Origin of the sequence: Pseudoalteromonas xiamenensis, assembly GCF_030994125.1 — a bacterium.
GTDB lineage: Bacteria > Pseudomonadota > Gammaproteobacteria > Enterobacterales > Alteromonadaceae > Pseudoalteromonas > Pseudoalteromonas xiamenensis_B.
The window spans coordinates 808896-821135 of sequence record NZ_CP099917.1 but is presented as its reverse complement, the minus strand read 5'-3'; the positions used below and the strand labels follow the sequence as shown (position 1 = coordinate 821135).

At 44.6% G+C, this 12240-nt stretch carries 10 protein-coding genes; 5 read left to right on the top strand and 5 right to left on the bottom strand.

Translation table 11 applies throughout. The annotated features are described in order from the left end of the window. Positions 1 to 36 precede the first annotated feature (36 nt). Genes nadD through leuS form a run of 4 tightly spaced genes read right to left on the bottom strand, consistent with a single transcriptional unit; the run spans position 37 to position 4805 of the window. Positions 37 to 681, bottom strand: a complete 645-nt coding sequence (gene nadD / locus NI389_RS03740) for a nicotinate-nucleotide adenylyltransferase (RefSeq protein WP_308361634.1) — start codon at positions 679 to 681, stop codon at positions 37 to 39. Further along, positions 678 to 1721, bottom strand: coding sequence for a DNA polymerase III subunit delta (gene holA, locus NI389_RS03735; protein WP_308361633.1), 1044 nt, complete (start codon positions 1719 to 1721; stop codon positions 678 to 680). Before holA ends, nadD begins: the two co-directional genes overlap by 4 nt. Continuing rightward, positions 1721 to 2218, bottom strand: a complete 498-nt coding sequence (locus NI389_RS03730; RefSeq protein ID WP_308361631.1) for an LPS-assembly lipoprotein LptE — start codon at positions 2216 to 2218, stop codon at positions 1721 to 1723. The genes holA and NI389_RS03730 overlap by 1 nt, the downstream gene beginning before the upstream one ends. A gap of 1 nt (position 2219) precedes the next feature. Continuing rightward, complete coding sequence (gene leuS / locus NI389_RS03725) at positions 2220 to 4805, bottom strand: leucine--tRNA ligase (RefSeq protein ID WP_308361630.1); 2586 nt, start codon at positions 4803 to 4805, stop codon at positions 2220 to 2222. Positions 4806 to 5226: 421 nt separating this feature from the next. On the opposite strand from leuS, the gene NI389_RS03720 reads away from it, so the two are divergent. From NI389_RS03720 to NI389_RS03710, 3 genes are read left to right on the top strand one after another with little or no spacing between them, the layout of a single operon-like run. Next, positions 5227 to 5685 carry a zinc ribbon-containing protein gene (locus NI389_RS03720; protein WP_308361629.1) on the top strand — a complete coding sequence of 153 codons (459 nt, stop codon included), beginning with the start codon at positions 5227 to 5229 and terminating at the stop codon, positions 5683 to 5685. Between the two features lie 45 nt (positions 5686 to 5730). Beyond that, positions 5731 to 8142 carry a Lon protease family protein gene (locus tag NI389_RS03715; RefSeq protein ID WP_308361628.1) on the top strand — a complete coding sequence of 804 codons (2412 nt, stop codon included), beginning with the start codon at positions 5731 to 5733 and terminating at the stop codon, positions 8140 to 8142. Then, the gene (locus tag NI389_RS03710; protein WP_308361627.1) at positions 8139 to 8621 is read left to right on the top strand and encodes an FKBP-type peptidyl-prolyl cis-trans isomerase; all 483 of its coding nucleotides are present in this window, start codon (positions 8139 to 8141) and stop codon (positions 8619 to 8621) included. The genes NI389_RS03715 and NI389_RS03710 overlap by 4 nt, the downstream gene beginning before the upstream one ends. Positions 8622 to 8705: 84 nt before the next feature. Here the strand turns inward: NI389_RS03710 and NI389_RS03705 are convergent, their stop codons facing one another. Next, positions 8706 to 10724 carry a TonB-dependent copper receptor gene (locus NI389_RS03705; RefSeq protein ID WP_308361624.1) on the bottom strand — a complete coding sequence of 673 codons (2019 nt, stop codon included), beginning with the start codon at positions 10722 to 10724 and terminating at the stop codon, positions 8706 to 8708. Between the two features lie 272 nt (positions 10725 to 10996). On the opposite strand from NI389_RS03705, the gene NI389_RS03700 reads away from it, so the two are divergent. After that, positions 10997 to 11377: an STAS/SEC14 domain-containing protein gene (locus tag NI389_RS03700; RefSeq protein ID WP_308361622.1), complete on the top strand. Its 381-nt coding sequence runs from the start codon at positions 10997 to 10999 to the stop codon at positions 11375 to 11377. Beyond that, the gene (locus NI389_RS03695; RefSeq protein ID WP_308361621.1) at positions 11370 to 12233 is read left to right on the top strand and encodes an alpha/beta hydrolase; all 864 of its coding nucleotides are present in this window, start codon (positions 11370 to 11372) and stop codon (positions 12231 to 12233) included. Before NI389_RS03700 ends, NI389_RS03695 begins: the two co-directional genes overlap by 8 nt. Positions 12234 to 12240: the final 7 nt, after the last annotated feature.

Genomic DNA, 12240 nt, shown 5'->3' with positions numbered 1-12240 from the left:
AATAATTCTCCGTATGTCGCTAAAAGTGTTAGTTTATCACGTTGATTTGGGGTTTTCAGTATAGAGTCCGTGCTGATTAATGTACGCAAGGACTTCTTTCGATAAAAATAAATCATTGGCTTCTTCGCGCCCAAGGCTGACTCGAAGCGAAGAGGAAGCAACGTCTACAGTAGGGCCTGCTAAAAAATAACAATGGCCGCTGGTTTGTTTTGTGAGTTGTTCGGTGGATTCGGCTCGGCAACGAAAAACGTAGTCCTGTAGTTCTTGATTCGGAAGAAATGACTCCCCAGGACGTTGATAAACGACAATATGGCATAGCGTTACGAGCGTTTGCCACTGATACCAGCTTGTTAAGTTGTTAAATGAATCCATCCCAAGTAAGAAAGCGATTGGCTCTTCAGGATTGGCGTCACGCCACTGTTCAATACTCAGCAAAGAATAAGATGGTGTTGTACGTTCCAGTTCTCGCGTATCGATGTGAAAAGAAGCATTACTTTGACAAACCAATTTTAGCATTTCGACACGATGTTTAGTTGTGACGCCCGGTGCCGCTTTATGGACTGGAAGCGCGCATGGCATAAAATAAAGCGCGTCAGCACTCAGCGCAGTAACGGCATGCTTTGCCATGTTCTCATGGCCACGGTGGACAGGATCGAACGTTCCCCCAAATACAACAATCACACATTTTCCTCCACGGATATTGGGAGGTCAAATGGGATAGGACGGGCGAACTGCAGCGAAATGTGGAGCAGTGCTTGGTACGGTGCGGCTACCAGTTGATGTTTAAAGGCATCATCAAAGCGAGCTAAATTCAACTGAATTTGTTGCACCACGCTCACGTTAAGTCTTGATAAGGCTTGTTGAACAGACGTTTCTTGATTTTTCCAAACATTATGGGATTTGCATAATGTGGCCCATGGGATCCCATTTTGTTGGCCTTTATACAACGCTAACAGTAATTGAGCTTCTTTTTGCAACGCCCACACAATACTCATCGGTTCAATATTATCCGACATGAGTTTTTCCATCACTTTACAAATTTGCGGACTGTTACCATGCAATAGCGCAGTTCCCAAATCGAAGATGTTGAATTTCGCTTGGTTTAACAACCCTTGTTGCAAAGTGTGATCGTCAATATTGGCTTCGCCAAACAGTAAAGAGAGTTTTTCAAGTTCTTGGTGGCACGCCAGTAAGTTGCCTTCAGTTGACTCCAGTAGGGCACTTTTGGCCAAACCAGTCATGTTCAACTTTAACTTGTGGCATTGCTCATCTAGCCAGCGTTTTAAGTGGGCTCCTGTCAACGGATAGCAGGGTACGAACGCACCCAGTTTATCGAGAGCCTTAAACCAACTGGTGCGCTGTACGTCTTGACCTGCGCTTAAGTTCTTAAGCACAATAATCATGTCTGGATTTGGTGATTCTGCAAAAGACTTTAAAATTGCCGCACCGCTTGTGCTTGGTTTAGTTTGAGCTAAATCGAGTTCAATGAGTGTGCGGGCACTGAAGAGGGACATACTTTGATATTGTGCGACGACAGTTTGCCAATCAAAACCAGGTAAATTGGTAAATTTGATGATTTCATCAAAGCCGAGTTGTCGAGCACGAACTCGTATCGCATCAACACATTGTTGTTCTTGGTACGGTTCTTCACCAAACACCATGTAAAATGGCTGAAGGTCCTTATTTAGCGCTTGGGCTAATTGATTCGCGTAAAATCGCATTATAACTGGGACAGTTGTCGGATAATTCGTTGACTTGCTTGCTTGCGAAGTTCACTTAATAGCAGATCCAGCTCTTTCGATTTCGCAAGGGCATTGTCCGGATCGTCTTGGTAATTGCGATACAACTCAAAGCTGTGCTCCGTTGGTTTTTGACCTGGTCGGGTTACTCGATATGCCACGCTATAAGCAAGTTCATACTGCGCAACTTGTCCATTTTTGAATAGACTCAGCGTCTGGCGCTCTAATCTATCTTTCAACAACACGACCTCTGCGCTTTGTGCAGATGATTTGGCATTTAGTTGCACTTGTGAACGACTTAGATCCGCCTGTAACTGTTCCAATAATGCTGATTTGGGATCTTCTCCAATTAACACCATTTGGCGTAAATCTTCTGGAATGTAAGATGCTTTTTTCAAGTGAAAACCACATCCACTAAGCGCGCAAAGGCCTAGCGCAAGAAGCGCTAGGCTGATTTGCTTAGAAAGCCTTACCGGCATCTTAGCCGACCACCACGTTAAGTAGTTTGCCTGGCACATAGATAACCTTACGGATCTCTTTACCATCGGTAAATTTATTGACGTTCTCGTCTGCGAAAGCCAACTCTTTTACTTGTTCTTGAGTTGCATCAGCGGCAACAGTCAACTTCGCGCGTAATTTACCATTCACCTGCACAACGATAAGTTTTTCGTCTTCTACAAGCGCTTTTTCGTCAACGATTGGCCAAGCAGCATCAAGTACATCATTGCCTTTGCCTAGTGCAATCCACAATTCATGTGACATGTGTGGAGTAATAGGGGCAAGCATAATGATAATTGCTTCCACAGCTTCGTTACCAAGCGCAATGTCTTGCTCTGATTCTAATGGTGCTTTCAATAACTTGTTTGAAAGTTCCATAATGGCAGCGATGGCGGTATTGAACGTTTGGCGACGTTCAAGATCATCCGTTACCTTTGCAATAGTCTTGTGTAATTCGCGACGAAGCGCTTTTTGGTCAGCAGTTAACGCATTCACATCAAGCTGTGCCTTACCCGCTTTGTTTACGTCTGAAGCGTATTTCCAAACACGTTTGAGGAAGCGCAGTGCCCCTTCAACGCCAGAATCAGACCATTCTAGTGTTTGCTCTGGTGGAGCAGTAAACATCATAAACAGGCGAACCGTATCTGCACCGTATTGGTCGATTACAACCTGTGGGTCAATCCCATTATTTTTAGATTTCGACATTTTCGCCATACCTGCTGACATCACAGGCTGGCCATCGTCTTTGTGCCAAGCTTTTACGATACGACCTTTCTCGTCCGTTTCCGTTGCAACGTCAGTCGGTGAAATCCAAATGTCACCGCCTTTTTCGTCTTTACGATAAAACGTTTCAGCCAGCACCATGCCTTGGCATAGTAAGCGCTCAAAAGGCTCATCTGAGTTAACTAAGCCGAAGTCACGAAGTAACTTGTGGAAGAATCGAGCGTACAACAAATGCAGAATGGCGTGTTCAATACCGCCGATGTATTGGTTTACAGGTAACCAGTAATTTGCTGCACCTGGTTCTAACATCCCTTCATCGTAGCGAGGGCTACAGTAACGAGCATAGTACCAAGATGACTCCATAAACGTGTCAAACGTGTCCGTCTCATGGAACACCGTTTCACCATTTAAGGTTGCTTTGGCCCATTCAGGGTCAGCTTTAATTGGTGACGTTACGCCATTCATAACAACGTCTTCAGGAAGACGTACTGGCAGCATGTCCATAGGTGCGGCAAGCTCGCCACCATCTTCTTTTGACAGCATAGGAATTGGCGAACCCCAGTAACGTTGACGGCTTACGCCCCAATCGCGGAGGCGGAAGTTTACTTTACGCTTACCAACGCCCAAACCTTCTAATTTTGTCGCGATTGCGTCAAATGCTTCTTGGAATGCAAGTCCGTCAAATTCACCTGAATTCACAAGTACGCCTTTTTCAGTCAGTGCAGCCGTTGATAAATCAAACTCTACACTTTCATCGCTTGGCTTAATCACTTGTTTGATTTCAAGACCGTACGCTGTTGCAAACTCGTAGTCACGTTGGTCATGAGCCGGTACAGCCATAACGGCACCCGAGCCGTAGTCCATTAGGACGAAGTTGGCAATCCAAATAGGTACTTCTTTGCCAGTCAACGGGTGAATTGCAAACAAACCAGTCGCAATACCTTTTTTCTCCATTGTGGCCATATCTGCTTCAGCAACTTTGGTGTTTTTGCACTCTTCAACAAAACGAGTGATTGCATCGTTGTCTTTCGCGGCTTCTTGCGCAATTGGATGGCCTGCGGCAACCGCAACATACGTGACGCCCATAAACGTGTCTGGACGTGTTGTGTAAACGGTGAACGTTTCACCGTTATCAGCACGTTTGAAATCAATTTCAACGCCTTCAGAGCGACCGATCCAGTTGCGTTGCATCGTTTTTACTTGCTCTGGCCAATGGTCCAGTTTGTCCAAATCGTCAAGTAGCTCTTGAGCATAGTCAGTGATTTTAATAAACCACTGTGGAATTTCTTTTTGCTCAACAAGTGCGCCTGAACGCCAACCGCGACCATCAATTACTTGCTCGTTCGCAAGTACCGTTTGGTCAACAGGGTCCCAGTTTACCGTCGACATTTTTTTGTACACTAAGCCTTTTTCATAAAGCTTTGTGAAGAACCATTGTTCCCACTTGTAATATTCAGGGTGGCAAGTCGCAATTTCACGATCCCAATCATAACCAAAACCAAGTTGCTTGAGCTGGTTACGCATGTAGGCGATGTTTTCGTATGTCCACTTTGCAGGAGCCGTGTTGTTTTTGATAGCAGCGTTTTCAGCAGGTAAACCAAACGCATCCCAACCCATGGGCTGCATGACGTTTTTGCCTTGTAGACGGTGGTAGCGAGAAACAACGTCACCAATGGTGTAGTTACGCACGTGACCCATGTGGAGTCGGCCACTTGGGTATGGGAACATTGAAAGACAGTAGTATTTTTCTTTGTTTTCGTCTTCAACAACTTTGAATGACTTGTTTTCGTCCCAATAGGTTTGAACTTTTTGTTCTATATCACGCGGGTTATATTGCTCTTGCATTGATGTTTCCAGAGTTCCGGCAAATTAATCGAAAATTGCCGTAAGCATACCCGAAAAATAACACAGATCACAGGGCTTAAAGGTCAATTTATGGTGCAAAAAGAGATTGGTTAATATCCGAACAAATTGGAGCGCATTGACAATGAGCTGTTTCAGTAAAAACGGATTTGGTCTCAGGCGATAGAAGTGTTTCGTTGCCAGAAGAAATTAAACTAAAACGGTGGCAGTTTCCGAATGCGGAAACGGTGCGACTCGCTGTTTATACACGGTGTAGTAAAGTAATCAAAAGAGGAGTGGATCGGAGCGTCTACCTTGTCCAATAGGTTGCCCATTTTGTATATTTCTCACTATTTCAAAAAGTTGTAATCATAGCGAAATCGAACTAAAACTAAGGAAAGGCAAAATTATGGAGCAGGATGGTATGTTTGAATATCGACAATGGCTTGAACAATTTTCTACTTGGTTAAAGGACGTTAATGAGCACGAAGTAAAAGATTTAGTCGCTCGGTTTATGGAATATCAAGATGCCTTTTCTAAGCTCTCAGCGGATAGGATTGCGGAATATCGTATGTACTTGTTACGCGATTTAGAGCATTTCAACACACATCGAGACAACTATTCGGAGCTGGCTTGGCAAGAGTTTCAAGACTCGTTGTGGTATGAATTGTCTCAGCTCGAGGACCGTACGCAATTAGAATGGCACGCATTACTGAAAGATTTTGAGCATGATGGAGTGTATAAGGCGGGGGATTCGATAGCTTTAGGCCGATTAGTATGTAAAAATTGTGGCCATAATTATGATGTTTTTTATGCGCAAACGGTTTTGCCTTGTACAGAGTGCGGGCAAGCGTTGTTTGTTCGGAAAGCTCTGCATCCTTAGGTATTTTTGCAAACGCAAAATACGTAGTCGATTAAGAAGTTTAGAATGATAAAAACCAAATCCTTGCCTGCGTTAAAGTTAGCACCTGAAGTGTCTTTGACGCATGTCGAAAGCTGTATGACTAATCCATATCCAGAGGCGCTTCCTTTTATTGGTCAGCAACGTGCTCAGACCGCAATGGATTTTGCGTTAGGTATGGAACTACCCGGTTACAATATGTATGTGATGGGTGAAGCGGCACTGGGCCGTTTCACGATGGTTAAAGACAAGTTAGAAGCGCACAGCAAAACGCGTCAAACGCCCAAAGAGTGGTTATACGTCAATAATTATGACGACCACCGTGAACCTATTGCGATGTTCTTAAATGCGGGTGAAAGCCGCCAGTTATCGGACGACATTGATGAATTACTCGATGAAGTTGTCGATACGTTCCCTGCGGCCTTTGATAACCCGGGTTATCAACGCAAGAAAAAAGCAATCGACCGCGAGTTTGATAAAAAATACGATGCGGCGATGACTGGGGTAGATCAACTTGCCGCCGAAAAAAGCGTCGCCATGATTGAAGAAAATGGCATGGTGTTGTTTTCACCTGTCGTGGACGGTAAGCAACTCGAAGACCAAGAGTTTGCGACGCTTGATGAACACGTTCAAGCGCAGTTTTTTACCGCAATCGAAGAGCTAGAAGATGCCCTAAACGAAGCGTTGATCGAGTTGCCTCGTTGGAAACGTGAATCGTCAGAGCAACTAAGAAACCTGAAAAAATCCACCATAGAAATGGCAACTAAGCCACTTCTCAAAGCACTTGAGCATAAATATGCGGCGAACTTAGGCGTGCTCAGATATTTGAAAGATCTCAAATCTGAACTCGTTGATGCGGTGCTAGATTGGTTGGATACGCCTGCAAGTGCAGAAGATAAGCAAGAAGAGTTTGACTCTAAAGGCATGTTGACGGATTTCTTTGCGCCGAACATTCTGGTTGAGTATAAAGAGGGCGACCCTGCACCGGTTGTGTACGAACCTAATCCGACGTTTGGTAATATTTTCGGTAAAGTAGAATATGCCACCTCACAAGGCACGCTCATCACAAGTTACCGCTCTATTCAAGCGGGTGCGTTGCATCGCGCAAATGGCGGTTACCTAATTATGGACGCTGAGAAAGTGCTGGCGAACTCGCAAGTGTGGGATGGTCTTAAACTTTCACTTAAAACTAAACAAATTAAAGCTGATTTACCGTACCAAGATTCTTCGGTAGGCAGCAGTTTTACGCTGCGCCCACAATTGATCCCACTTGATGTGAAAATCATCTTACTTGGCTCTCGTGATCTGTATTACACGATTGGTGAATACGACGAAGAATTTGGTGAATTGTTTCGGGTGTTAGCGGATTTTGATTATTACCTGCCGGGTAGTGACAAAGTGCAGTACCAGTTTATCACTAAGGTTGCCGAGTACTGTCAAGAAACTCTGCAGATGTCGATTTCATCAATGGCCATGATGCGTCTATTGAAATTCAGTTACCGTCAGGCGGAACATCAAACCAAACTCTCTGCACGTTTTGCTGATGTGTTAGAGCTTGTTGCAGAAGCCAGTTTTTACGCTCGCCAAGACGATGTTACTGAAATTGAAGATACGCACATTGATGAAGCAATAAAAGGTAAGCAATACCGCACAGGACAAATCAGTGAGAACATGCTTGATGAAGTGAAAGAAGGGCATATTCTAATTGAAACCGAAGGCAAAGCCATTGCTAAAGTGAACGGTTTAACGGTGTTGCATATTGGTGACACGGCATTTGGTACACCAGCGCGAATTACGGCTACTGTTTACGCAGGTTCTGAGGGCGTTGTTGACGTTGAGCGCGAAGCTGAACTAGGTAAATCAATTCACTCGAAAGGTGTTATGCTTTTAACTGGTTACCTTGGTAACCGTTATGCGCAATCTTTTCCACTCACACTCAGTGCCAATATTGCTATTGAACAAAACTATGGCTTTATTGACGGTGATAGTGCCTCGCTGGCTGAATTGTGTGCGCTCACTTCTGCAATTACACATCTCCCAATCAAACAAACGATAGCTCTGACGGGTTCGATAAACCAACACGGTGAAGTACAGGCTATTGGTGGCGTAAACGAGAAAATTGAAGGCTTCTTTAAACTCTGCCAATTACGCGGATTAACGGGGGAGCAAGGCGTTATTATTCCTAGTTCAAACTGTTTAAATCTTGTATTAGAAGATGAGGTAATCGCGGCGGTTGAGCAAGGCAAATTCCACATTTACCCCGTTGCCACGGTCGATGAAGCGTTAACGTTACTCATGGATGTCGAGGCGGGTGAACTGGTTAATGGTGCCTACCCAGAAGGCTCCATCAATGCGATGGCTTTAGAGCGTTTGGCTAGAATTGCACTGGTTGTGAGTGGCGATGAAGAAGAGGAAAAAACAGAGAAGGAAGACGCATGAGCACCACCAATATTGTGTTAATCGCCGTTATCGTTGTTTTGGTGATTTTGATTTTGCGTGCTGGTGCGCGAAATAAACAAATCGCACAAACAAACCATCAAGCTCAAGCCTCATTTTTAGCGCAAAATAAACAGCGCCCGGAAGTTCATGAAACGGATACTGGGCTGCAATATGAAATGCTGGTAAGCGTTGAGCGTGACGCGCAAAAGCCGACAGCAACGAGCCAAGTCAAGGTGCATTACCATGGCACACTGCTGGATGAAACGGTTTTTGATAGCTCGATTAAGCGCGGGCAACCGATTAGCTTTAAGCTCAATCAAGTCATTTCTGGTTGGACCGAAGGTTTACAATTGATGAAAGAGGGGGAGAAGGTACGCTTTTTCATCCCGTCACAGTTGGCGTATGGCGACAAAGGCGTTGGGTCTATCCCACCGGGCTCTTTATTGATTTTTGACGTTGATTTGATTGCGATTGAATAATTCGATAAGTCGAACACAACAAAGCCTGCGAATGCAGGCTTTGTTGTGTTCGAGGCTGTTTTTATAAATTGCGGTGTATAAAAGTTAGAAACGCCAATCCCAATTTGCCCATAGTGTTCGGCCTGCCGCGTTGATTCGGTCAATTTGCGTGTAGCCGCTTACCGCACTGCCGGCCCGACTTAAATGTTCCGCGTACAGTTTGTCAAAGAGGTTATCTACACCAAACGACAATACCGTATCTGTTTTAATTTGATAACTTGCATTTAGCGCAACGGTCCCAAAACCTGACGTTTCAGACACATCTTGTCCTGCAATATTTCCTTGACCAATGGCGACACGATGTTGCCCTTTTGCAAGGTCAAGCAGTGCACCGAATTCCCATTGGTACAACTGATACGTTATGGTTGTCTTTAGACGAAGCGGAGGCTGCTGAGCAAGTGGCACATCATCAGAACGGTTCTCACCTTTCACGTAACTGAGCGCGCTTGCAACCTGCCATGCAGCGCCAAATTGTTTTTGAAGCTCTAATTCAAGACCATAACTCCTCGTATCAATGTTACGCACTGCGCTTGTCGTTTTGCCCATTTTTTCATAGTTGTTGTCGATAAGTAGATAGTCGTCAGCTTGATTCAAGAAAAAGGAGGCACTACCTTGCCAAGCTTCACCTTTGAAAACTCCACCAAGGTCAAGTTGCGTGGTTTTTTCTGACTCAACATTAAAGGCATTTGGTCCGCTTTCAGATGCTCTTCCTCCGCCAATGAGTTCCCAATAGTCTGGGAAACGTTCAGTGTGACCTAGTCCTGCGTAAAATGAGGTTTGTTCTGTTTGCCACTGATGACGAATAAAGCCACTCATTAGTGTGTCGTCTTTAGATTTATCCGCTGTTGGGTTTGGTGTAGAACCCATCATGGTACTGAGAAATAGGCGTTTGTCGGTTGCTTTCCAATCGTCTGCACGAAGTCCCATAATCCACTGCCGATTTTGTTTATAACGATATTCGAGTTCGGCAAACACACCCGTTTGGCGAAATTCAGCGTCTTCCACTCGGTTGAAATCGTCAAAATCAGCCATTTGTGCATTCATTACGGTCCGGTTGCGATGCTCATTGCGTTGATAGTCCACGCCATATTGGAGCGTAGAGTTATCCATTAAGGTAGAACTGAGTTTGAATTTTGCACCCAACGTGCGTCTGTCAGGGTTGGAGGCTATCGGCATTTTCATCATCATTGAGGGCACAAATGGACGCAGACTGTAGTTGTCCATTACGTGGTCAATATAGTTATAGTAAATCTGTCCTTCGACTTGATTAATAAATGAGGTGAGTTCACCGAGTTGAAATCGTAGTCCAAGATGCTCTTTGTCGAAAAGACTGCCATCCATCAAACGGTCACCATACGCGACATTTCCATCGCTTTTCCCTACACTCACAATAACAAACTCGTTGTCTGTTGGTGTGTACGCAAATTCTGCATCCATGTTCCATTTGTCGTAGGCGCTGTGCACATCATCACCGTTACCGTCTTTATAGTCATCGGATTCTTGATAGCTGCCGGTTAAACGGGTGAAGTACGTTTCATTACCCACTTTGATATCGGTATTTATCCCCTTGCGGCCAAAGCTACCAACAACTGAGTTCATAAACCCAGAAACCCCAGCTTCTTCCATACGTTCGTTGTCGCGAGAGAACACAACTGTGGCTGCGCTGTTCCCTGGGCCGTACAGGACGGTTTGAGGGCCTTTGATAACGGTCAATGTGTCAAAGCTTTGTGGAGTAATGTAGGCTGTAGGCGGGTCCATGCGGCTGCCACACCCGCCAAGCGTCGAGCCTGCATCCGTGACGATATTTAAACGAGAGCCAGCCATTCCGCGAAAGACAGGGTCGCCACTCGCGGCACCTTTTTTAACTAACGAAAACCCCGCTATACTTGAGAGTAGATCAGCGCCATCTTGAGCAGGCATAGGTTGACGAGGTAATTTAGGGTCGGTACTAATCGTTAGCGGTGTTTGCATAGGGGCAATGACCACGATTTTTTCGAGTTCGTCGGCGGTGACAGAAGCGGCAAAGCTGGCCAATACGGCTGTTGTTAACAGAGAGCGTTTCATTTTTATTCCCTAACACGATGAATAAATTTGATCTTATCGGACCAACACGTAAGTGAGGATGTGACAAATTGTCGCACTTTTAGAAAATGGAAGTTTGCGGAGATGGCACCTTTAGGCAGTGATCTGATTTTATTAAGATAAATTTTACAATGTCGCAAAAGTTTGATGTGACGTAGGGTTCTTTTCTTTTGATGTAAGGCAAAGTTTTGTCTCATTTCTGTTTCCATGCGAGACGTTGCTTTTTATAGTGTGTTTAACAAAGGAGGTCTGTTATGCAAACTCATGGTTTATCAATCGGTATTGAGCGCATAAATACACAAATTTTTGTTTCATTAAAAGCGATTGGCAAGTTAACGCACGACGATTATCAAACGATCATCCCCATGTTGGAAAATGCAATGTCAGGCATCTCACATCCTCAAATCGATGTGTTGTTTGACGCAAGTGACTGGCAAGGTTGGGAGTTACAAGCTGCATGGGATGACTTTAAATTTGGTTTGAAGCACGGTAAAGAGTTCAACAAAATCGCTGTCGTTGGTGCTCACACGAGCGCAAATTGGCTTGGCAAAGTGGCGAGTTGGTTTATCAGTGGCCAGGTTAAGTTTTTTGCGACGCGTATGGAAGCACTTGATTGGTTGGACAATAATGACTAATACAGTCCCTTATTTCATTCTGTTTATGTTCGGGGCCATAGGCTGCTTTCATGCAAACGCAAGCACAGAACTTGTTGTTCCTAAAGCGAAAATGGCCGATTTAGTGGTAGGTGAGCAACTTACTTTCGATTCCAAAGTATTACACGAATCACGAACGTTAAATATTCGATTGCCCGAAGCTTACCAGAGCCGCATGTCAGAGACTTTCCCGGTCATTGTGGTTTTAGATGGTGGGCTCGACGAAGACTTTATGCACATCGCGGGTCTAACGCAGTTTTTGAGTTTCCCATGGATAAAGCACATCCCTGAATCGATTGTCGTTGGCATCAAAAATGTGGACAGAAAACGAGATTTTACGTTTGTTACAACCGATGAGCGAGACAAAAAGGATTTTCCGACAACAGGCCACAGTGCCGAATTTATCCAGTTTCTTGAGCAGGAATTAATGCCTCTGCTTGAACAGCAATATCGTGTGTCCGACATCAAAGTATTAATGGGACAGTCACTTGGTGGTTTGCTTGCAACGGAAATATTGCTCAAACACTCAACGTTATTCACACATTACCTGATCGTTAGCCCCAGCATGTGGTGGGACAACGGTAGCTTGTTTGAGCAAATTGCATCGAGCGACGCGTCGTTTAACCGAACATTTATCGCGGTTGGCAAAGAAGGGAAGATAATGGAAGAAGATGCGACGAAACTACATGATAAGCTCGTTGAAAAATTTGCCAACAAGCCTATCGGTTTTCAATTTTACCCCGAGCTCAATCACGGTGATGCGCTACATAAAGCGGCGTATGACGGACTATCGTTTTTGTTTAAAGAACCTGAAGCAAAAACAAAACAGCCACTTTAACGTACTG

What these genes read in the sequence shown, in the direction of transcription:
- NI389_RS03715 (WP_308361628.1), top strand. Translation starts at nt 5,731, where the DNA reads ATGATAAAAACCAAATCCTTGCCTGCGTTAAAGTTAGCACCTGAAGTG.
- NI389_RS03705 (WP_308361624.1), bottom strand. Translation starts at nt 10,724, where the DNA reads ATGAAACGCTCTCTGTTAACAACAGCCGTATTGGCCAGCTTTGCCGCT.
- NI389_RS03730 (WP_308361631.1), bottom strand. Translation starts at nt 2,218, where the DNA reads ATGCCGGTAAGGCTTTCTAAGCAAATCAGCCTAGCGCTTCTTGCGCTA.
- NI389_RS03695 (WP_308361621.1), top strand. Translation starts at nt 11,370, where the DNA reads ATGACTAATACAGTCCCTTATTTCATTCTGTTTATGTTCGGGGCCATA.
- NI389_RS03710 (WP_308361627.1), top strand. Translation starts at nt 8,139, where the DNA reads ATGAGCACCACCAATATTGTGTTAATCGCCGTTATCGTTGTTTTGGTG.
- holA (WP_308361633.1), bottom strand. Translation starts at nt 1,721, where the DNA reads ATGCGATTTTACGCGAATCAATTAGCCCAAGCGCTAAATAAGGACCTT.
- leuS (WP_308361630.1), bottom strand. Translation starts at nt 4,805, where the DNA reads ATGCAAGAGCAATATAACCCGCGTGATATAGAACAAAAAGTTCAAACC.
- NI389_RS03720 (WP_308361629.1), top strand. Translation starts at nt 5,227, where the DNA reads ATGTTTGAATATCGACAATGGCTTGAACAATTTTCTACTTGGTTAAAG.
- NI389_RS03700 (WP_308361622.1), top strand. Translation starts at nt 10,997, where the DNA reads ATGCAAACTCATGGTTTATCAATCGGTATTGAGCGCATAAATACACAA.